The sequence below is a fragment of the Acidilobus sp. 7A genome, assembly GCF_003431325.1.
GTDB lineage: Archaea > Thermoproteota > Thermoprotei_A > Sulfolobales > Acidilobaceae > Acidilobus.
Map to the genome: position 1 here is coordinate 1,185,206 of NZ_CP010515.1, position 20,635 is coordinate 1,205,840.

Annotated in this window: 18 protein-coding genes and 1 tRNA gene; 10 read left to right on the top strand and 9 right to left on the bottom strand. The window is 58.1% G+C overall.

Features of this window, described 5'->3' with window-relative positions; translation table 11 throughout:
- The first annotated feature begins 48 nt into the window (after window positions 1-48).
- The 4 genes from SE86_RS05960 to SE86_RS05975 all read left to right on the top strand — a co-directional run bounded on the left by SE86_RS05960 (window position 49) and on the right by SE86_RS05975 (window position 5,654).
- The gene (locus SE86_RS05960; protein ID WP_117354701.1) at window positions 49-1,926 is read left to right on the top strand and encodes an APC family permease; all 1,878 of its coding nucleotides are present in this window, start codon (window positions 49-51) and stop codon (window positions 1,924-1,926) included.
- Window positions 1,927-1,994: 68 nt separating this feature from the next.
- Window positions 1,995-4,169: a TIM-barrel domain-containing protein gene (locus SE86_RS05965; protein WP_117354702.1), complete on the top strand. Its 2,175-nt coding sequence runs from the start codon at window positions 1,995-1,997 to the stop codon at window positions 4,167-4,169.
- Window positions 4,170-4,209: 40 nt separating this feature from the next.
- Window positions 4,210-5,013: a hypothetical protein gene (locus SE86_RS05970; protein WP_211096525.1), complete on the top strand. Its 804-nt coding sequence runs from the start codon at window positions 4,210-4,212 to the stop codon at window positions 5,011-5,013.
- 158 nt (window positions 5,014-5,171) lie between these two features.
- Complete coding sequence (locus SE86_RS05975; protein WP_117354703.1) at window positions 5,172-5,654, top strand: deoxyuridine 5'-triphosphate nucleotidohydrolase; 483 nt, start codon at window positions 5,172-5,174, stop codon at window positions 5,652-5,654.
- Window positions 5,655-5,775: 121 nt separating this feature from the next.
- On the opposite strand, the gene SE86_RS05980 is transcribed toward SE86_RS05975, so the two are convergent.
- The 5 genes from SE86_RS05980 to SE86_RS06000 form a co-directional block, all read right to left on the bottom strand.
- Complete coding sequence (locus tag SE86_RS05980; protein ID WP_117354704.1) at window positions 5,776-6,147, bottom strand: hypothetical protein; 372 nt, start codon at window positions 6,145-6,147, stop codon at window positions 5,776-5,778.
- A gap of 635 nt (window positions 6,148-6,782) precedes the next feature.
- Complete coding sequence (locus SE86_RS05985) at window positions 6,783-8,171, bottom strand: extracellular solute-binding protein (protein WP_211096527.1); 1,389 nt, start codon at window positions 8,169-8,171, stop codon at window positions 6,783-6,785.
- Window positions 8,172-8,390: 219 nt separating this feature from the next.
- The gene (locus SE86_RS05990; protein WP_158543146.1) at window positions 8,391-8,963 is read right to left on the bottom strand and encodes a lysine exporter LysO family protein; all 573 of its coding nucleotides are present in this window, start codon (window positions 8,961-8,963) and stop codon (window positions 8,391-8,393) included.
- Window positions 8,964-8,967: 4 nt separating this feature from the next.
- Complete coding sequence (locus tag SE86_RS05995; RefSeq protein WP_148666790.1) at window positions 8,968-9,270, bottom strand: sodium-dependent bicarbonate transport family permease; 303 nt, start codon at window positions 9,268-9,270, stop codon at window positions 8,968-8,970.
- Between the two features lie 336 nt (window positions 9,271-9,606).
- Window positions 9,607-10,452, bottom strand: a complete 846-nt coding sequence (locus SE86_RS06000; protein ID WP_148666791.1) for a hypothetical protein — start codon at window positions 10,450-10,452, stop codon at window positions 9,607-9,609.
- A 164-nt stretch (window positions 10,453-10,616) separates the two neighbouring features.
- On the opposite strand from SE86_RS06000, the gene SE86_RS06005 reads away from it, so the two are divergent.
- Together SE86_RS06005 and SE86_RS06010 are read left to right on the top strand one after the other, a co-directional pair.
- Complete coding sequence (locus SE86_RS06005) at window positions 10,617-12,125, top strand: PINc/VapC family ATPase (RefSeq protein ID WP_117355159.1); 1,509 nt, start codon at window positions 10,617-10,619, stop codon at window positions 12,123-12,125.
- Between the two features lie 55 nt (window positions 12,126-12,180).
- The gene (locus tag SE86_RS06010) at window positions 12,181-13,260 is read left to right on the top strand and encodes a HesA/MoeB/ThiF family protein (RefSeq protein ID WP_117354708.1); all 1,080 of its coding nucleotides are present in this window, start codon (window positions 12,181-12,183) and stop codon (window positions 13,258-13,260) included.
- Between the two features lie 114 nt (window positions 13,261-13,374).
- Here SE86_RS06010 and SE86_RS06015 read toward each other — a convergent pair whose 3' ends face one another.
- A complete protein-coding gene (locus SE86_RS06015) occupies window positions 13,375-13,788 on the bottom strand; it encodes a zinc ribbon domain-containing protein (protein WP_211096529.1) in 414 nt (137 codons plus the stop codon).
- 24 nt (window positions 13,789-13,812) lie between these two features.
- On the opposite strand from SE86_RS06015, the gene SE86_RS06020 reads away from it, so the two are divergent.
- Window positions 13,813-14,043: a hypothetical protein gene (locus SE86_RS06020; RefSeq protein ID WP_179948717.1), complete on the top strand. Its 231-nt coding sequence runs from the start codon at window positions 13,813-13,815 to the stop codon at window positions 14,041-14,043.
- Window positions 14,044-14,631: 588 nt separating this feature from the next.
- Here SE86_RS06020 and SE86_RS06025 read toward each other — a convergent pair.
- Complete coding sequence (locus SE86_RS06025; RefSeq protein WP_174221343.1) at window positions 14,632-16,551, bottom strand: aldehyde ferredoxin oxidoreductase family protein; 1,920 nt, start codon at window positions 16,549-16,551, stop codon at window positions 14,632-14,634.
- A gap of 156 nt (window positions 16,552-16,707) precedes the next feature.
- Between SE86_RS06025 and SE86_RS06030 the strand changes: the two genes are divergently transcribed.
- The gene (locus SE86_RS06030) at window positions 16,708-17,283 is read left to right on the top strand and encodes an MBL fold metallo-hydrolase (RefSeq protein ID WP_117354710.1); all 576 of its coding nucleotides are present in this window, start codon (window positions 16,708-16,710) and stop codon (window positions 17,281-17,283) included.
- A 90-nt stretch (window positions 17,284-17,373) separates the two neighbouring features.
- On the opposite strand, the gene SE86_RS06035 is transcribed toward SE86_RS06030, so the two are convergent.
- A complete protein-coding gene (locus tag SE86_RS06035; RefSeq protein WP_117354711.1) occupies window positions 17,374-17,784 on the bottom strand; it encodes a single-stranded DNA-binding protein in 411 nt (136 codons plus the stop codon).
- A gap of 349 nt (window positions 17,785-18,133) precedes the next feature.
- On the opposite strand from SE86_RS06035, the gene SE86_RS06040 reads away from it, so the two are divergent.
- A tRNA-Val gene (locus SE86_RS06040) sits at window positions 18,134-18,208 on the top strand.
- 196 nt (window positions 18,209-18,404) lie between these two features.
- On the opposite strand, the gene SE86_RS06045 is transcribed toward SE86_RS06040, so the two are convergent.
- The gene (locus tag SE86_RS06045) at window positions 18,405-19,658 is read right to left on the bottom strand and encodes an MFS transporter (protein WP_211096530.1); all 1,254 of its coding nucleotides are present in this window, start codon (window positions 19,656-19,658) and stop codon (window positions 18,405-18,407) included.
- A 69-nt stretch (window positions 19,659-19,727) separates the two neighbouring features.
- On the opposite strand from SE86_RS06045, the gene SE86_RS06050 reads away from it, so the two are divergent.
- Window positions 19,728-20,336, top strand: a complete 609-nt coding sequence (locus SE86_RS06050) for a TenA family transcriptional regulator (RefSeq protein ID WP_117354712.1) — start codon at window positions 19,728-19,730, stop codon at window positions 20,334-20,336.
- Window positions 20,337-20,635: the final 299 nt, after the last annotated feature.

Consider the following 20,635-nt stretch of genomic DNA (forward strand, 5'->3'; position numbering starts at 1 on the left):
CGTTTTTTAAGGACTGTTTAGTAGAACCCATATTAGTGGTTTAGTGTAATGAGTAGCGAGGAGAGAATTCAGAGGGCCGAGAGCACAGACAGACAGCTCAGGAGGTCCCTCTCGCTGATAGACGTAACTGCCCTCGTCTTCGGCGCCCTGGTAGGAAGCGGCTGGCTCTTCGCCTCCTACTACACGGCAATGGCAGTAGGCCCCGCGGCCTTCATTTCATGGATTATTGCGGGGGTGCTCATGCTCTTCGTGGCACTCGCGTTCGCCGAGCTCTCCGCGGCAATACCTAAGTCAGGGTCTATAGTTAGGTACCCCCAGTACACTCACGGCAGCTTCGCGTCATTAGTCCTCTCATGGTCTTACCTCGTGGCCTCCCTGAGCGTGGCCCCCGCCGAGGCGATAGCGGTGGTGACCTACCTGGCCATATTCTTCCCATGGCTCTACGCCACCAAGACGACGCCCCTGGGAAGCGTCACGGTGCTCACGGCGCCCGGAGTCATCATAGCGTTCGCGCTGCTGACAGCGTTCTTCCTAATAAACTACTATGGAGTTAAAATTATGGGCTCCACAAACACGTCCCTGACCTACATAAAGTTCGTGATTCCCATAGTTACAATACTGCTCCTCCTGGGCCTCGCGCTGCACCCAAGGAACTTCAGCACCCCGTCATTTATGCCCTACGGCACGGCCCCGATCATTATGTCGATATCAACCACAGGCATAGTGTTCTCATACCTAGGATTCAGGCAGGGCCTTGACTTTGCTGGTGAGACCAGGAACCCGCAGAGGGACGTGCCGCTGGGCACGATACTGGGCTTCGTGATGGGCATAATAGTCTATGTCCTCCTGCAGGTCTCGTTCATAGGCTCAATACCTTGGTCAGCCCTCGGCCTCAGGCCCGGCAACTGGACCGGCCTCTCAGCCACTCCCATCTCAGCTGCCCCATTCTTTGAGGTGGCCAGGCTCTCAAGCTCCTCGGCCCTGAGGTGGTGGAGCTGGGGCGTCATGCTGGGCGCCATATTGGCCCCCATAGGGACGGGCCTAATTTACATAGGCACTGTGTCAAGGGTGCTCTATGGCATGTCAACAAACGGCAGCATGCCGGAGACCTTCATGAAGCTCAACAGGCACCGGGTGCCATGGATAGGGCTGCTTATATCGTGGCTTATAGGCGCCCTCTACCTCCTTCCGTTCCCCTCCTGGGCCTACATAGCCAGCCTGACAGTGTTCGCCACGGTGTTCACGTATACAGTAGGCGGGGCAGCGGTTCCTGCCCTCAGGAAGCACGCGCCTGAGATAAGGAGGCCGTTCAAGCTCTGGGCGCCCACGGTAATGGGCGGAATAGCCTTCATAGCGGCCTACATGATAGTCTACTGGGCGGGCTTCAGCACCATGTGGATAGCCGTGCCGCTGGTGCTGGCCGGCCTGCCGATCTTCTACATTTACGTGGCGCCTCGCTGGTACGAGGTCAGCAGGTCCCTAGGCGCTGCCCTCGGCGTGGCGTACTGGGTGGTGCTCGCCGTCACCACGTACTTCCTGCTGTACAGGGATATAGTGCTGCCCTGGGCCTCGATAAGCTATGGGCCGCTCCCGCTTAAGCTATCATACCAGGTTGACTTCTGGGCCTTCGTGTTGATCAACCTGCTCACGACGGTAGCCTTCACCTTAGTGGTGTACTCTATGGGCAATGAGGAGCTGAGGAAGGAGATAAACTCCGGCTGGTGGGTCATAGCTGCCCTCTTCATTGGCATAATTCTCGTGTTCTACGGCACCCTGGGACCCTTCGGATCCAACGCGCCAATAGGCTACCCCCTCGACGACGTAAGCACAGCAGTGGCGGCAGCAGTGCTTTACGTGTTTGCGCTCATCAGCGCGCGCAGGACTAAGGACCTCGAGGCCCTGATACAGAGCCTTAAAGGCCCCTGACCTTAACCTGCACGAAACTGTAGAACCCTTTTATTTCTTTTTTAACCAGCGCTTTTGCGGGGCTTGGCTTGCCCACGTTCAAATTTGACGAGAGCATGTTCAGGGCAGTTAGCTTCCTTCCGTCGTCCAACAGGGCCTTCGTGGACGGCTGCACAGCGAGCGACGCCGGAAGAATGTGCTTCTCGCAGGTCAGCGAGAGGGCCATAAGGGTGGCGGAGCCAGGGGCCAGGGACTTCAAGGCCCAGCAACTGAAGTCCCCGGAGCTTGTCATAGGCGAGTACAGACTGCAGCTGCTGCCTCACATCAAGGTAACCCGCGGGAGCGTGACGGTTTTTGAAGAGTGGGAGCCTGACGACAGGCTCGTGCGCGGCGCCAACAGGACGTGGGTGGACCCGCTCTTCGCTGACGTGAGGCCCGCCGAGAGCTGGCTCAACTACCGTACCATAGTTACGGGCAAGGTCACGTGCTCCGACGGCAGGGTCTGCAGCTCATTCGCCATCTCCCTCAGACCTGGGGAGCCCATCTATGGCCTCGGGGAGCACTTCGGCCACATTAACAAGAGGGGAGGGGAGTTCATAACGTGGGCCGCCGACGCGCCTTCAACGCCCAGCTACGCCACCTACGTGCCTGTGCCCTTCGTATGGTCACCGAGGGGCTGGGGGCTGCTAGTTAACACCTACTCCCCGGTTTACTTCGACCTCGGCAAGTCCTCATACGACAGGCTGCTCATAGTGACCAGGGGGCCCCTTGACGTCTACCTGATGTTCGGCACGCCCAAGGAGATACTGGGGACCCTCTACGACCTGACGGGCCTCCCAAGGGCCCCGCCGCCCAAGTGGAGCTTCGGCTACTGGCAGAGCAAGTGCGCCTACAACAGCCAGGACGAGGTGCTGGGCGTCGCCAGGGAGCTCAGGGCCAGGGGCTACCCGGCTGACGTGATTCACGTAGACCCGCCGTGGGAGGGGAACTGGAGGAAGTACAGGTGCGACACCGTAGACTTTGAGTGGGACACGAGCGCATTCCCCGACCCCAAGGGGATGGTGGACGAGCTGCACAGGCTCGGCTTCAAGCTGTCCCTCTGGATAAACCCATACATAGAGCCCGGCACAAGGCTCTGGTCAAGGCTGGAGAGGTACATGGTCAAGTCGAGGCTTGGCGGCCTCGCGACCCCTGCAGCTGACTGCCAGAGGAGGGAGGGTGCGGGCATAGTTGACCTGACAGACCCTGAGGGCTTCAATGCCTTCAAGCAGGCCCTCAAGGACCTCGTGCTCCCTTACGCCGACGTCATAAAGGCTGACTACGGCGAGGCCGTGCCGCCCGAGGCCGACTTCAGGAACGGCATGAGCGGCGAGGAGGCCCACAACTACTACCCCGTGCTCTACATGAAGGCGGTGTACGAGGCAACCCTTGAGGCCAAGGGCTACAGCATGGTCTGGGGCAGGTCGGGCAGCACGGGCGTCTGGCAGTACCCGCTCAACTGGGGAGGCGACGTGCCGTCGAGCTGGGAGGGCCTGAGGCAGGCTATAAGGGGACTGCTCTCATACCACGCCAGCGGCGCCTTCTTCGCCTCCTTCGACGTGGGCGGCTTCATAGGAAGGCCTAGCGACGAGCTCTACCTGAGGTTCCTCCAGGCCGGCATTATGGTGAGCCACGTGAGGGCCCACGGGGTCACAGACAGGGAGCCGTGGAAGTACTCGCCGAGGGAGACCCTGGCGGCCCTTAGGCTGAGGTACAGGCTGCTGCCCTACATCTACTCCGAGTCCTGGAGGTCCGTAGAGGAGAGGGTGCCGCTGGTGAGGCCCCTGCCCCTCGAGCATCCCGACGACCCCAACGTGTATGACATAGACGACGAGTTCTACCTCGGCTCAAGCCTGCTCGTGGCGCCCATAGTTGAGGAGGGCCAGCCTGGCAGGAGGGTCTACCTGCCCGAGGGGAGGTGGGTGGACTACTTCACCGGCAATGAGTACGAGGGAGGCAGGTGGGTGACCATATCTTACGACTCCCTCGACAGGTTCCCGCTGCTGGTCAGGGAGAACTCTGTGATACCGATGCTCGGCGCTGACGTTGACCACGTGCCAGAGGGCCGCTTCAGCCCAGTGGAGTTCCACACCTTCAAGGTCGTCGACGCCGAGTACCCATACTACGACGACGGCCTCAGGGCCGCTGTGAGGTGCAGGGGAGGCAGGTGCTCAGTCGACGGGATGCCAGCCGACGTCAAGTACACCTTTGTCCACCAGAGCTGAGGCGTTTAACCCCCGCCGAGCGCCTAGGCGGCCGACGCTCATGGTAATGTCAAAGCGTCAAGAGTCCGCCAACCATGTGCAGGCTGCTGGCGCCAGGCGAAGAGCTCACTTTGATACTGGCGCTATCTCGACGCTGATATCTTCATATGCGGCGTCCCTAGTCACCGTACTGGTCCTGGGTCCAGTGAACCCAGTTAGGTTGATCCTTGTGGCTATCCTATTTGCACTTAACATTACTAGCCTGACCAGGGTTCACGTCAGGTTAGCGTCAAGGCCCAGGTTAACGGACTACGCGCTCTTCGCTGTTAATGTGGCGCCTTACGCATACCTACTTTACCCAAGGCCGCCGGCTTGGTTAGTCATACCAGCAATACCGCTGGCGTTGTTCATAATCGAGGCGGCCAGGGGGAGGGGCAGGGGCGCCTTAGCTAACGCTGCCGGCACGGCGCTCATAGCCTCAGCTTACCTGCCATTCTACGCCCTGATGGGTGGAGTTGTGTCGATAGCAGTGCTTTACATGGCCTTAACATGGGTAGCCTATCACGCCTTCTCCGCTGTTTACGTTGAGGGCAAGCTACCCTTTAGAAGCGTTAAACCTTGGTTATCCAGCGTGCTGTGGTTCACGGTTATGCCTCCCCTGGCCGCGTTAGCCATCATCCACCTTAGCTGGTACTTCACTATGCCCCTCATAGAGCCCAGCATAAGGGCAGTTCACGCACTGGGCGAGGGCAAGATCGACAGAGAGCTGAGGGCTAGGATTAGGAGGATCGGCTTCGGTTCCCTAGCAGAATCGCTGGTGCTGGCGGCGACGCTGCTCGCATTAATTGCACTCTATGGGCACTAGGGGGCAGACAGCTATGCTGACGTCGGACATGCTTATAGAGGCGTCGAGCCTGTTATGGGCGGCGTTCACACGGCTAAGAAGGTACAGGAGGACTATGAGGTCGTCTCATTCTAAGCCGCCTCTCCGCTTCTTTATTCCTAGGCCCTGAGGTACCCCAGGTGCAGGGCTTGGCTGTCCCGGGCCATGTGGCCAGGTCATACATTAAGGACTCGAGGGATGAGCAGGTGCAGCCGGCAGGCGTCGACATAAGGCTGGGGGAGGTGATGGAGTTCCTCAATGACGGCGAGCTGAGGGCGACCTCTAAGAGGCTCCCAGACGTCAGGTCCGTGAGGCCAGTTAACGGCCTCTACAGGCTCCAGCCGGGGGCCTACAAGGTAAGGTTCCTTGACGTCGTCTCAGTCCCCCCTGACGCCGTAGGCATCTGCTACCCCAGGAGCACGCTGCTCAGGATGGGCATCACCATATCGTGCGCAGTCTGGGACCCGGGGTACATGGGGAGGGGGGAGGCCCTCATGATAGTTGCCAACCCCCACGGGGCCGTGATAGAGCAGGGGGCGAGGGTGGCCCAGATGGTGTTCATTAGGCTTGAGTCAAGGCCGTCCTCGCTTTACAGCGGCTCATACCAGGGCGAGAACCTCTGACCTCCTCCCCGCCCCTTCAGGCTTGCCGTTCATTTTGTCGGGGCACGCGCCTAACGCGAGCACATTAAAGGGACTGAAGCCCCAAGGTCCTCTACTGCGGCATAGCGCACAAAAGTGTGTGCTATGGTTGACCCTTGGAGGGCCCTTCAAGCCCCGGCCTCTGCGCATTCAGCGTGCTCTCTACTTCTCTGCCAGTGTCAGTGACTATCTTGATGAGGTACTCAACCATGCCTTTTATCTCGTTGAGGTTACTTGAGAGCCGCGGGTACTGCTCAGGGCTCACCCTGTCAGCCTCGACCTTCTCCTTCAACGCCCTTAGGATGCCCTTCACGTACTCTAGTTCCCTCCCATCCTCAACAAGCCCCTTGAAGGTAAGGCCGGAGTCGGCGTGCAGGCGGGACACGTTGACGCAGTCGTTAGGGCCGAGGTAGCAGCGCTTTACCTTCCTGTGTACCGTGCCGTCAGGGGCCTTGCAATATGCTACGCCGTGCACGGCGTAGTAGTAGGTACGGCTGTCCTTCCTGCGCTTTTCAATGTAGAAGGTACGGCTGTCCGCAGTGAGGGCAGATGTTCCTACCCTTGTCCTGCCCGCCTGCGGCCTCCACCTGCCTCCTCACGTAACTGCAGGCAGCCCAAGTATTTTATGTCTAGCACACACTTTTATGTGCTGTTGGTGTTAAGGGGTAGAAGAAAGACAGCCAGGCCCTCGAGGGCCCATCAGCCTGGTGTTTCCATGTAAATTTGCGTGGAAAACGTTGCAGGGGACCACTATGTAAGGCCGCGGCAGGACGTGCCCAGCGACCGCGCCGCCGTCAGCACCAAGGCCTCAGCGCGAGCGCAGCGCCTCCTCCGCGACCTTCAGCTTGTAGGTAGCGAATGCATAGCGCGGGCTGCGGGAGTTAAACCCGAAGGCCCGCCTTCAGTATAACTTTACCGTTACACTGATCACCTTGGCCTCACTGAACTCCCTCGCCTCGACCAGCCCCCTGGCCGCCCTCTCAGCCCCCCACGAAGTTCGGTACCCTGTCGTGGACGGGCCTCGGAGGGACAGACCGCTCCTCTCGAGGGGGCCCCAGGCGGCCCTCCTTACCCCTGTCCTTCTCAGCCTGAGCCTCCCCTAAGTCCAACTTAACCTCCCTCCGAGAGGTACCTGACCCACTGGGCGGCTATAGAGGCGAGGAGCTGACCTGGGTCCTGCGTTGGGCTCTGAAGCCACGAGAAGACTGGCCCGTTGAACGACGGTATCAGGTAGGGGTAGGTCTGGGGCACAGTCGGCGGCGTCGCCGTGGCGTTCTCATTAGCTATGAGTATGGCCTTCAGCCACTCCCTCTCGTAAGCGGGAACTGAGGAGTTTGACATTATCTCAACGTAGGCCTGCCTCGATATGGGCAGGGAGCCCTGAAGGTAGAAGGCCTGCTCCTGGAACTGGGGCGACAGCACGAACCTAAGGAACTCCAAGGCCAGTCCCTTGTGCTGGCTGTACTTGCTTATCCCGAGGAAGGTGGAGCCTGGCTCGCCGTAGCCGCCAGGCAGGGGGGCCATCAGGAGTTGTGAGGCTACGCTGGAGTTTAGGCCCATTATGTCGTTGGCCCACGCTATGGCCCCGGCCACCGAGCCCTCACCGACAAGCTGGGCGAGGGTGTCATAGCCTATGGCTATATCTGACGGCGATGGCTCGTAACTTACCAGCTCCCTTAGAACCTCCAGGGCGTCAACCCCGGCTGTGCTGTTGAAGCTGGGCGGAGGGAACGGGTAGCGCCACCAGCTCGGCGCGCAGCCCATAAACATCGTGCCATAGCCAGGCAGCCCAGCTGGGCTACCGCAGTCCAAGGTTGAGTTGTGAGCGTAGTACCACTCGAAAATCGCCGGGTAGGTGTCTATGAGCTCGTGTGAGGGCTCATCCTCGACAAGGAAGCCGTACTTAACAAGCCCCTTGCCTACAAGGAACTTGTCGGCGTCAATTACGGCTGTCCAGTTCTGCCACGTCCACGGGTTAAGCTGCACGTGGTACTCGCTGTAGAACTCCTGCTGCAGAGTTACGTTGTTGAAGAGCGTAGCGTTGTACGCCAGAAGCTCAACCCACGTCTGGATGGCGACGCCTATGACCTCGGCGCTTCCGTTGCTCAGCTCATAGACTCCGCCAAACGCCTCCTGGTCCCATATTATGTCGCTCTGGTTGAAGTAGCTCATGTTAAGAGGAACCAGGTATGGGGCTAAGAGCTGAGAGGAGGTCGGTGTGAATGTGACTACATCGTACTGGGGGCTGTGGGCCTCGAGGACCGTCAGCTCGTTTTGAACGTAGGAGTTCCAAGGGAACGGAACAACCACTACCTTGACATCGGGATGCGAGGCCTCGAACTCCTCGGCAGCAAGCTGGACGACAGGCTCTATATCGCTGTAGGTGACTATCACAAGCCGCTGGTTCGCTGAGGGCGCCATGTGGAGGACCAGCCATCCGACCACCGCAATCACTATCACCAAAATTACAGCTATGGCCAGCAGGGCGCTCCTCCTCACATCAGCTCGCCCTCATAACATGCTTCCCCTGGCGCGCTTAACGGCTTATTGAATTTTCAATACACAGCTGCAATGCCTTGTAAAGTTATTGAGTGCCGTGCTTTACTTAGAGCCAAGATAATATGCTAATTATCCCACTGGCCATCTCTTGCTGTGCTTACTTTGCTTTAGGACTTTTCCTGCCCAGAGATATACGGGCGTCTAAAGTGAGGCAGGGCCTCATAGGTGCACCACGGCTGGCATCAGTATAGGTATGATAAGGGTTAGAACTACTCCTTGAACCATGCCCTCAAGGCCAACCTCGGGGCCACCATACCTAGTTATGACGCCCAGCGTGGTGTCCATTGACGTTGCCCCGCCCATAACCACAGAACCCTCGCCCACGTACCTCTTAAGGAGCGGGAAGAGCGCCAGGGTTATGTCCTCGCGCAGCTGGTTGCCCACGAAGCCTATCACCCCCATGGCTGGGCTGAAGAGCGAGAGGAAGGGGCCGGTGAACGAGTACCACCCGGAGCCAAGGGCCGCGGCCACCGCGAGCCTCACGGGCAGGTCGAGGGGTAGCGCTATTATGAGCCCTGCCACGACGTCGCCCACTACTGCAAATGCCGTGAAGGCGAGCCCCCTGCTCAGGATCCTCCTGCCCGCGGCCGCCAGCCTTCTCCACGAGAGGCCGACGTATATCCCGGCGGTGCCGACTACTATGTAGAGGAATACGTAGGCGTAGGGCAGCACGAGCTCAGGCCTCGGCCTCAGCAGGGCCCCAACAGCTATGCCTACCGCGAACGCTGTCACTGTCCTAACTGCTGCCCTTAGCTCCTCCCTCAGACCTCCTCACCTCCACCTCGGCCAGGTAGGAGCCCAACAGGCCGGGGAGCACAGCTATTGCAATAGAGGCGGCTATCACAGTGGACACCAGCCCGCCCAGTGAGAGCACCTCGGAGCCCACGACGAGCCCCATCGAGAGCACAAGCGCTATTATGGAAATCGTTGAAGTGACGTCAACGGCCTTTACATTATTAACGCGCCTGGTGGAGAGGACCACGCCAATGAGAACCCCTGCCGCCAGCGATATGTAAAGTGTCTCCTCCATTGAAAGCACGCTGGGCACCTGCGGCCTTAGGCTCCTTAAGGGGTAGTTAAGCCTTCCGCAACTGTTTCGGTTTTCACATAGTTTTTAAGGTTCAATATATCATCGTGTCTATCGGTGGGATCCCCTGTGAGGGGTGAAGGGCCTGACGGCTCCCCCGAGGCTACTCAGGGCGTGGGGCCCCAGGTAACCCTGAGCGCCCCTAAGCCCGATGAAACCCCGAGCGGGGCGCGGGAAATAAGGGTGAGACTCTGACCGTAAAACAGTGTGAACTCATGTAGGAGCTGAACCCCTATGAGGTCCTGGCAGGCTAGCGTGGGCCTCTAAATATGAAGGGACTAGGCCAGATCATGCGTAGCCGAGTCTCCTGTAGAGCTGCACAGCCTCGTGCAGGTGCTTCCTGCCTATCCTCATGTGCTCGCCCATCTCGACAAGTATTTCCATCCCAGCTATGAGGCTTTCCAGCGCTGCGTGCGACGTGTATATTCTCCTTATCTCGTCCTCCCCGGCCCTGTAAATCAACATCGCAGGGGGCTTTGAGGCGTCATAGACAGCTATCTCCGCCGGCCTGTTGGGCTCTATTAGGGCCTCGTCAAGCCCCGCCGTCCTCCTGAGCCGCTGGCTTATCGAGAGGACGTCGCCCAGGCCGTCCATGACATAGCCTCCTCCGCCCGTGAGCACCAAAAGCCCCCTGTCGCCGTCCTGCACCTGCCCCCCTGGACAGCCCTCGCCCCCTATTGTGACCAGGCCCCTCAGTATGGGCTGTAGTGAGAACTCCTCGCTGCAGCTGGGCCTGGCGACCCCGTAAAAGCCCCCTATCCTGCGGGCCAGGCTGAGCGACAGGGAGGGCGAGAGGCCCTCGACGAGGGCCGTCGTGACCCCCATCATGTGAAGCTCGTAGACCCCTGGCAGTGACGCAGTGAAGAGCTCCTCGTCCTTCAGCCTCCTGTAGAACTCCATCCTTGCAGTCAGCTTAGGGCGCATGTACCTGAGCGGGTAGGCCGCCACGTCGGCCACGGCCGTCAGGCCGGGCACGACGACCCTGCCCTCCCCACCTATGAGGAGGGTGGCGTCCTGTATCTCCTCCGGGGCCGGCTGAGGCCCCACGTCCCTTATTATGCCGTCCTCTATGTAGACGTAGGAGTCCTTTATCAGCTCCTTGCCCGTGTAGATAGCCGCCGCGTTTATCAACACAGACAGGGTCATGTTGCATCAATAACAGACTGTAGGCTTGGAGTAATTACGTCTGTCGCAGGGGCACTGCTGAGGAGGCGCTACACGTGAAGTTAAAATCGCCGGGCTGCAGGCTAAATGACGGGACGTAAGGGGCCAGAGGGAGGTTGAGCGCAGAGCAGCCGATGACGTACATAGTTGACCTGGACTCCATAATAGATGGCAGCCTCAGGAAGCTCGTGGAGGGCGGCAGGATAGCAGGCAAGGTCCTGGTGCCAGCCGGGGCCCTGGACTACTTCTACTCCGAGGCTAAGGCGGGCAGGAGCGTGGGCTTCACAGGCCTGCAGGAGCTCGGGAGACTCATGAGTGTTACCAGCCCGCAGGTCAGCTTTGAGGTACTTCAAGACATTAAGTTGGAGAACTACGACAAGCTGAAGTTGGCCATAAGGGACTTCGCCGCTAGGAGAGGGGTAGCCCTCGTAACAAGCGACCCCATCCAGGCCCAGGCCGCTGAGTTCGCCGGGGTCAAGGTGCTTTACACGGGCGCCCCGAGGGAGGGCAAGCTTAGGTTTGAGGAGTACTTTAATGAAAAAACCATGAGCGTCCACCTGAAGGAGGGGGCCCCGCCCCTGGCTAAAGTTGGAAAGCCCGGCAGCTGGCTCTTCGTCAAGCTCTCAGACAGGCCGCTCGAGAGGGCGGAGCTGGAGGAGATGTCGAGGGAGATAATTGAGAGGGCCCTGACGAGGAGCGACAGCTTCGTTGAGATAGACAGGGTTGGCTCCACAATAGTGCAGCTCAGCGACTACAGGATCATAATAACGAGGCCGCCGCTGAGCGACGGGTGGGAGATAACCGCTGTAAGGCCTATAGCCAGGCTGCGCCTTGAAGACTACAGCCTGCCAAGTAAGCTCATGGACAGGCTTCTCTCAAGGGCTGAGGGGATACTCATAGCTGGCTCCCCTGGCGCCGGCAAGACTACCTTTGCCCAGGCCCTTGCGGAGTTCTACGCGTTGAAGGGCAAGGTAGTTAAAACCATAGAGAGCCCCAGGGACATGAGGCTGCCCCCGACCATAACCCAGTACTCGAAGAACTACGCCGACCTCTCGGAGCTTCACGACATACTGCTGCTCTCAAGGCCTGACTACACGGTCTTTGACGAGATGAGGGATGATAATGACTTCAGGCTCTACACCGACCTGAGGCTTGCAGGCATAGGCATGATAGGCGTGGTGCACGCCACGGCGCCAATAGATGCAGTGCAGAGGCTGGCCACCAGGGTCGAGCTCGGCATGATACCGAGCATAGTTGACACAGTAATATTCATAGACAGCGGCCAGGTCAGCAAGGTCTATGAGATCAACATAACTGTGAAGCTGCCAACTGGCCTCAAGGAGGAGGAGCTGGCGAGGCCCGTGGTGGAGATCAGGGACTTCCTCAGCGGCGAGCTTGAGTATGAGCTCTACACCTTCGGCGAACAGGTCATGGTGATACCCGTGAGCCAGAGGAGGGCAGCGCTCACCGTTGAGGAGAAGGTGGCCAAGATAGTTCCCGGCGCTGAGGCCGAGGTTAAAGATGGGGCTCTTATAGTTAAGCTCCCGAGAAGGGCCAACATAACAGCCAAGAAGGTCAGGAGCCTCAAGAAGCTGGCCAAGGAGGAGAACCTGGACCTGAGGTTCGTGCCGCGCGAGGACTGACCCTTTACTAATACTCAAAAACCTCGCGGCGCTTGCACCCGCTGGGAAGCCTCTCATGACAGTTTCTGAGGCCGCGGAGCTCACGCGCAGGTTCTCAAGGGAGGCCCTGGTAAAGGGGATAGGGGAGGAGGGCGTCAGGAGGCTGAGGAGCTCAAGGGTTGCAGTGATAGGCTGCGGCGCCCTAGGCTCTACTGAGGCAGAGCTGCTGGCCAGGTCAGGCGTGGGGTTCATAAGGGTCGTTGACAGGGACGTGGTTGACTACACGAACCTGCACAGGACGCACATGGTTGGCGAGGCCGACGCCGAACAGGGGACCCCAAAGGCGACGGCCTGCAGGGACGGCGTCATTAACATAGACCGCTCAATCAAGGTTGAGGCCATTATAGATGACGTTGACTCCGACAACGTTGAGGACATTGTAAGGGACGTTGACATAATCCTTGATGGCACGGATAACATGGAGACCAGGTTCCTTATAAATGAGGCCGCTGTTAAGCACGACAAGCCGTGGGTCTACGCGGGCGTCAACTCGTGGTATGGGACAGTTATGTTCATAGAGCCTGGGAGGGGGGCTTGCCTGAGGTGTCTCATGCCTGAGGGCTTTGAGGGGCGGCAGGCCTCATGCGACGTCATACCTGCCATCGGTACAGTGACGACTATGGTAGGCTCTATCGCGGCTAACCTCGCCGTAAGGTACCTCGCGGGCGACAGGCCTGAGCCAGGGGTGCTTTACTCCATAGATGCCAGGGAGGGCTCTATTGAGAAGATCAGGGTTGAGAGAAACCCCCAGTGCCCGGTCTGCGTCATGGGACGCTACGACATGCTTGCCAGGAGGCCTGCGCTGGGGCTCCTGACCAGGGTCTGTGGGAGCGAGGCGTTTAAGCTGAGGCTCACAGCTGACGCCCCATCGCCTGAGGAGCTCTCATCGAGGCTCGCGAGCAGGTTTAGCTGGCTCATCTCAAGGCCTAACTACGTTAAGGTCATAACTAAGGAAGGCGTAACTGTTACGGTCCTGGGAAGGAGGGTGGTAGTTATAGAGGGCGCGGCAAACGAGGATGAAGCGAGGAAGGCCTACAACGAGGTCGCCGAGGCGGCTGGCATGCCGGTCCTCGTTGACGCAGCTCCCAGGCCATAGAAGCATTAGCCCCAAGCCCCAAACACACCTCTGTAAGAGATCATCACCTTGTATGATACAATTAAAAGGCGGCCAGGTCATAGCTGTTAATGGTGCGGGCGGACGACCTGGAGGTTAACGTGCCGTTTGTCCCCAGGTGCTCACTCTCATCAGTTTATGGTCGCTCGTCGCGCCTAGGGACCCCCACCTTGCCCACAGGGCCCTTGGGACTCCTGCGGGCTCATGGGCGGCTGTCGGGCCCAACGGCACGGGGCCCCCATCTACGGGGATCGTGGCCCTCATGCGGCTTGGGGCATGGCCCCCATTGCCGCCAAGGGCCCTTAAAAGGAGGTTATAACAGGCTACCGCATCCCTGTGCCAGGTCTCGCCTCCCTTTGAGCAGGTGCCGTGCCTGTCCCTGCCATAGACTATCTTAGCGCCGTGTATAGGGCACTTCCTTGAGGTGTTCTTAGGATTAACGTAAATCACTGGAACCCCGTACTCCCTCGCCTTCTCCTCAATGGCCCTCTGTACTCCTTTGAAGGCCACTTGGAATATCCTGTGCCTTAGCTGATGGTCCTTAAAGAGGAGCGGCGGGGCCTCGTCCTGATCTCAGATAAGGAGATAGCGGAGGCCACGAAGGACCTATGGTCGATGGGGCTCATCGCTGAGCCCACCTCAGCCTCAGCCTACGCTGCGCTTAGGCTCCTCAGGGAGGCCGGCGTCGACGTAAACGACTTCATAGCTGTGCTCACGGGGAGCGGCCTGAAGTTCTACGACATAGTGGCTAGGCTCCGCACTTAGCCTTCAGCTCCTCCACACATGCCCTGACGCAGCTTTCGAAGTCAGCCCCGCCCACTGACCTCTCTGCGCAAGAGTCCCTGCAGACCTCCACTATGTGACCCCTTGTAAAATCGTCGCAGGCGCCCTCCACCCGGCAGCGCCATCGTGTATTATTAGGCTAGTATGTTAATAAAAGTTTGTATACAGTATTACAAGGATATTTCCAGATAAACACCAGGAGAAACCTATTTTAAGCTTCTAGCAATCTATAAAATAAATGGCGAAAGGGTGAGAAAAATGGAGAGGGGGTACAGGCAGGCTAACAGGCAGAGCCAGAGGCTAGAGGCTCTAGCGGACGCCTACATAACTGTCCAGAGGGTTAGGGTCGGCGGGTGACTCGCTCTTTAACTTGCAATTATATTCACTAAGACTTCTGCACTACATTGTCTGTAGTAGGTCTTCTTTCTAACTTTCCTTAAACTGTTTAGTAGCTGAGCGCGCTCTAAAACGTTGACCCTAAGCGCCTTCAGGCGGCAACAAGTGCACGATGCGTGGCTGTAAGCAAATAAAGCGGAAGGCCTACGCAAAAGCTGAAGTGGCTTAGAGCGATTAGTCCGCTAGCTTCCCAAGCCTCTGAAGGGACTCCTCGACGTCCTTCATGCCAAGCCTCTCAAGCGTTGACCTCCTTATGAAGCCCGTCCTAGTGTCCCATCCAAAGGCCTCATAGGCCTCGTCGACAAGCCCTTCAGGGTTCTCAACCTTGAGCCCCTTGGCGGGCCCCGTGAGTATTGGAGTTATCATCCTCTTCGGCAGCCTGTCGTGCTCCTTCGTGAAGCCCTCCCTCAGGTTAAACGCCCTCTTCAGGTTCCACGTCCTCTCGCCCGCCAGCAGCACGTCCTGGGGCGTAGTCTCTATGCCTGTGAGCGCCGTGTATATCTTAGCTATTCTCCTCGGGCTCATGACCCCGCTCTCAGGCCCTGCTGAGTAGAATATGCAGAGGCCGACGTTGTTAAAGGCCTCGCCGTAGCTCGCGAGGACCTTGTAAGCTAGCCCCTTCTTGACGCCCGTCTCTGAAAGCGCGTCCGGCAGAGGCCACGGGAGGCCGAAGTCCTTGAGGCCAGCGTCCACCTGCATCATGTCATATGAAGGGTATATTGGGTGCACGTGGCAGGCACCCCTAGGGGTTATGGCGTACTGTATGCCCAGCAGCTTTGACTCAACCCTTGGGTCGTGGGCCGGGAATTCAAGGCCCTTGACGTGGTTGACTAGCTCCTCAGCGCCCTTACCTATAGCCTTAGCGGCCCTGTAGCTGCCCTCTGCCAGTACGTTGCCAAACCCTCTCCTGTAAGCTATCATCTCAACTAGCTTCACGTGAGTCTCAGGGTCGTTCCACTTCAGCTCAATGCCGCCTGTTTCGTCCTTCGTTATAAGCCCCTTCTGGTAGGCCTCCACAGCCCACGCTATCGTGTGGCCAAGTGATATCGAGTCAAGGCCATAGTTGTTGGCCAGGTAGTTGATCCTTATTATGGCCTCCATGTTATCTATCATGTTCATGGGCCCATTCATGTCGGTGGTCTCGTACTCTGGGCCCTCGTTAGGGGGCGTGGCAAACGGGCCCGCGGCCACGTAGCTGTACCTGCTGCAACCTATGACGCACGAGTGGCAGGCCCTCCTCTTTATCATGTAGTTCCTCTCGAGCGCCTCGTGAGAGACCTTGTCGGCAGACTCAAAGTAGCCCGTCTCGAAGTTAGCCGTGGGGAGGGCGCCGGCTGCGTTAAGGCCCAGGAGACCTCCAATGGTGCCGTGTTGCCCCATAGCCCTCTGGCCTGGGTCGGCCTTTATCCCGGCCTGGGCCTCTAGGGCGGCTGCCATAAATTCCTCTGGGTTATAGACGTCTATCCCCTCACCGCCGGCCGCCACTATCGCCTTAAGTTTCTTTGACCCCATTACTGCGCCTCCGCCCGTCCTCCCAGCGGCCCTGTCGTAGTCATTCATTATAGCGGCATACCTGACTATGTTCTCCCCAGCGGGGCCTATGGCTACCACCGAGGCGTCATGCGCGCCGGTGTCCTCCCTCAGGGCGTCCGTGACCTCGTGAACAGTCATGCCCCAGTACCTCTTGGCGCTCCTTATCTCAGCCCTGCCGCCCTCCATGTAGAGGTAGACCGGCTCAGGCGACCTGCCCCTGATCACTATGAGGTCGAAGCCGCTGTACTTCATCCAGGCCCCGAACTTGCCCCCTGACCTGGTCTCCCCCCAGCCGCCAGTCATGGGTGCCTTGAAGGCCCAGTATATGTTGCCGCTCCCCGGCGCCAGGGTCCCCGTGAAGGGACCGGCCGTAGCTATCAAAATGTTATCAGGTGACAGCGGGTCAACGCCGGGCTGCAGCTCGTCCCAGAGGATCCTCGCGGCATAGCCGAGGCCTCCCATGTACATCTTGACATAGTCAAGCCTCAGCTCCTCGACGCTGGTCTTCCCTGCGGTAAGGTCAACCCTGAGAACCCTGCCCTTGTAACCGTACCACTTCAAACCGAGGTCCCAGTTATGTGGGTACCCTGCAGGTATAAGTCGCTATGCCAATTTTTGTAAGGACTGCTTAACCCTGGCCCCTCCTCGCAGTGAAGGGCGAGGCCTTCGGTTGTAAGCGCATTAACTCCTCCCCTGCACCTACAGCTGGGAGAGGCCTTGGAAGTCTACTTCGTGAAGGGCATGTCTAACTCCTACATAACAAGCGACGGGGTTCTCATAGACGCTGGCGTCAAGTTAAACGACGTCGTTAAGGTCGCGGAGCAACACGGAATAAAGATAAGGTACCTCTTCATAACGCACTACCACGTTGATCACATCAGGTACGCCGCTGACATCGCCAAGGCCCTTGGCTGCGCAGTAGTGGCGCCGGAGCTGGACTCCGACGTGGTGGAGGGCAGATCAAGGCCTCCAGGGGGCCTGGCAGGCCTCCTCCACTCCCTAATGCGTGTGAAGCCTGTTAAGGCTGACGTGAAGGTTAAGGATGGTGATGAGGTGGAGGGATACAGGGCCTTGGCAGCCCCTGGCCACACGCCTGGCAGCACGGCCTATGTGAAGGAAGGAGCTATGTTCAGCGGCGACGCCGTGCTCAGCTCAAATGGGAGGCCTGTGTTGCCTCCAAAAAGGTATAACTTTGACCAACATAGGGCTGAGGAGAGCTTCAGAAAGCTCCTAGACCTAAAGCCTAAGGTTATATACCCCGGTCATGGGACGCCTATAAAGTTCATGCCCTAAAGCTTAAAGAATAGCCATAGGCCATTTGGCCTAGGTCGCCCCGAATAGTGAAGCGCCGTTATAATGGTTTAGAGGATGGAACCGCTTTGATTAAAACCTGCGGCTCCTTCTGCCCCCGAAGCCTCCCCTAGCTCCGAAGCCTCCCCTGGGCCGGGACTCCTCAACCACCTTGTCGGAGAGATTGTTGGAGGTGTTCACGTTCTCTATTTGAACGTCGGACTCCCTCATAGTGCCCTCCCTGCCAAGGTTCAGCCTCATGTGGCCCTTGAAGGTACCCACGAAGCCGTTCCTTACGCTTATCACAGCGCCAGGCCTTACGGCCTCTATGTTCTTGTCCCATAGCGTCATGACTATGCTCCCAGTCTCGTCGCCTACCAGGGCGTCCGCAACCCTGTGAGTCATGCCATCCCTTCCGCTCACGCTCCTTGGCTCCTCAACCTTGACAACCTTCACTGTGAGGCTGTCAACGTTGATGCCAGGAGCCAGGTCCTTAACCTGCACTCCTTATTACCGCATAGCTGGTTCTTCAGGGGGTTTTAAACTAAGATGAAGGATTAGCGCGAGTACCTGTTCTTTATAAAGAGATATTCGATAACCTGCAAGTGGTGTGTCTACATCAAAGCCCCTGTCTCTCTTTTTAGCAATGGGCGACCCTTCTGACACTGAGGACTTCATAAGGTAGCTATTGCATATCACCACGTCTTCAGTGACGGGGTAGGTTGCCAATTAATCACGGCATGGACAAAAGCTTAAGATCTTATGCTAGGGGGCAAACCTTTCTTTATTTTATCTATACAACGTATCCCGGCGCGCAAAACTTTAATTTGCCCCCTTTGACGCCTCACATTGAGGGCCCGTAGTCTAGATTGGTTAGGACGCCGCCCTCACACGGCGGAGGTCGCCGGTTCAAGTCCGGCCGGGCCCACTACCTTGCCTATCAACTCTTTGCTAGCGACAATCCATGTCGTAGTGCTTAAGAGCATGTCTAGGCTAATAACGTCAGCTCCTAGCCCTTGGCTAGCCTGCAGAAGTAAATAAATAAGCCGGGGGAGCCTTAAGATGCGGGGATGAAGAGGGTCTCATTCAGGCTAACTGATGGCCGAAGCGCTCTTCACCGACCCTCATGCCATGTTCTCAAGCTCCCTGAACATGTAGGCTGAGCCCCCCAGGAGGAGGCCAGCTATTACATATGTGTAGCCGAAGCCTATCCTGTTCGCCAGGAAGCCTGAGGCCAGGGAGCCGGCGAAGAAAGCTGAGCCTGTCAAGGTGCTGTAGAGCCCAAGGCCCCTTCCCTCGCTCGAGCCCTTGAGGACCTCAAACACCATGATGTTTGACGCGGTGTAAAACGTCGCAAAGGCTATGCCCGCGGCCAGAGGATAGAGCGTCAGCCCCGTGCCCAGCAGGTAGGCCTGGGAGCCCGCCAGCCTCGTGGCTACCCCTATGCCTATGTAGGAGGCCCCCCTGGTCAGGAGCGCCCTGAAGCTGGCCCTCGCGTTGTTCCCTGAGCTCGAGATCAACCTGGGCGCCAGCTGGTAGCCCAGTGCCTGCGCCGCCATCCCAGCAGATATGACCACAAAGACCTCGGTGCTGCTGAGCCCTAGCGCTCTCAGCCCATATGGGTAAAGGGTGTTAAATATGCCGGACGACACGTAGAAGACTGTTATGGCAAGGAAGAGCGTGGGGATGTAAGCCGCTGGGCTCCTTCCCAGCTTTAGGAGCCTCAGGGGCTTGAAGGTGCTCCTGGTCGGTAGCCTAAGGAAAAACATCGGCACGACCCTGAGCCTCACCAGGAACCCCTCAATGACGTGGAGCAACGACTCCCTCTCAAACCGCACTGCTGACCTGGGTACTGCCCGGAGGGACCAAGCCACGGAGGCCGCCGTCACGGCTGCCATTATCTCATCCAGAGTTCTCGCGCGCAGGAACCCTGAGAGCGCGGCGGCACCTACGTCGCCTGCAAGGTAACCTACTGATGAGAGCATGTTGTACCTCGAGTACGCTGAGCTCCACCTCGGCTTCTCTATGGTGTCCATTATAAGGACGCTGACAGCCATACCAACGGCTGAAGAGAAGAGGGAGGCTGAGGCGTAGTACGCGGCCACCTGGGCCGTTGAGCTGGCGAAGGAGAGGGCCAGCAACGATAAGAAGGTGCCCAGGAGGCCAGCCAACAGAACTCGCTTCCTGTCATACCTGTCGAGCGCAAAGCCCCACAGTATTGAGGCCAGCATCGAGGCCGCAGTGCCAGCGGACATTGCATAGCTGACGCCAACAGCCCCTCCCCTGAGGTCATAGATCTCAAGCGTCACCAGGGTCGAGAGGGGACCCATTGCTATGTTGAACGGTATCAGCGACGCCATCCAGTCCTTGGAGTTCAAGTCCCTTCCCGTCACATATATGCTGGCCCTCTTTAAAGCGCTGGCGAGGTGTGACCTCAGGGGAGCTCTGTGGGCAGCGTAATTGATGACCTTAGGGACTACGTATCGGACCTAACAGCCCAAGTGGAGAGCGCCCTCGTCAACGCAAAGCTTGACGTTGAGACACTCAGGAGGTTCACGCTGAACGAGCTCTACATAGCACCCTACGACTACAGGGCGCTCTCGCTCTTCGTACCCAAGGCGTCAGCCGATGATGAGGTGGACTTCGTCAGCGGCCTCCTAGAAGGAGGGCCTAGGTGGACGCGCAACCTAAGGCACCTTGCGGAGGAGCTAAAGGTAACCTACAGGCCTGAGCTGGTGAGCCCCGAGGCCGTGGGCTACACTCACTTCCTCACCTGGCTTGGCATTAACGGCAACCTTGGCGACCTGGCGGTCTTTGTCGGAGTCAACTTCAGGTCGTTCTGCGTCAACACATCTAGGCTCGCGAACCTGGCGGAGGACCTCGGAGTCAGGTCGGCGAGCTTCCTAAGGTGCAAGGGCGTCAACGATGAGAGGGAGAGGCTGATCGATGCCATAGCTGAGAGATATGCGAACGATCTAAGCATGTATAGGCACGTCGCGAGACAGGCTCAGTACTACGAGCTAGCCTTCTGGAGGCATGTCGCAGGGCTGCGCTGACAACAGATCCAACCATCAGTATAGTTAATACCAGGCTATTAAAAGCATTTATTAAAAAGAGCATCTTATTTAGTCTAACATCTTTTAAACTCAGGGAGCTAGAGCACGCAGAGGGATCAAAAATGCCCTGCAAGACCAAGAGTGCTAAGAAGCAGAAGGAGCAGGGCCAGAGCTGAGGCACGTTTGCCCTTTATCAATCATAGCATTGCATTATTTTCATATGCTCTAGGATGGGGGATAAGACCATATAATATCGTCGTCATTTTATTAGACGTGAACCTTAAGACGCGCGGAGCTGT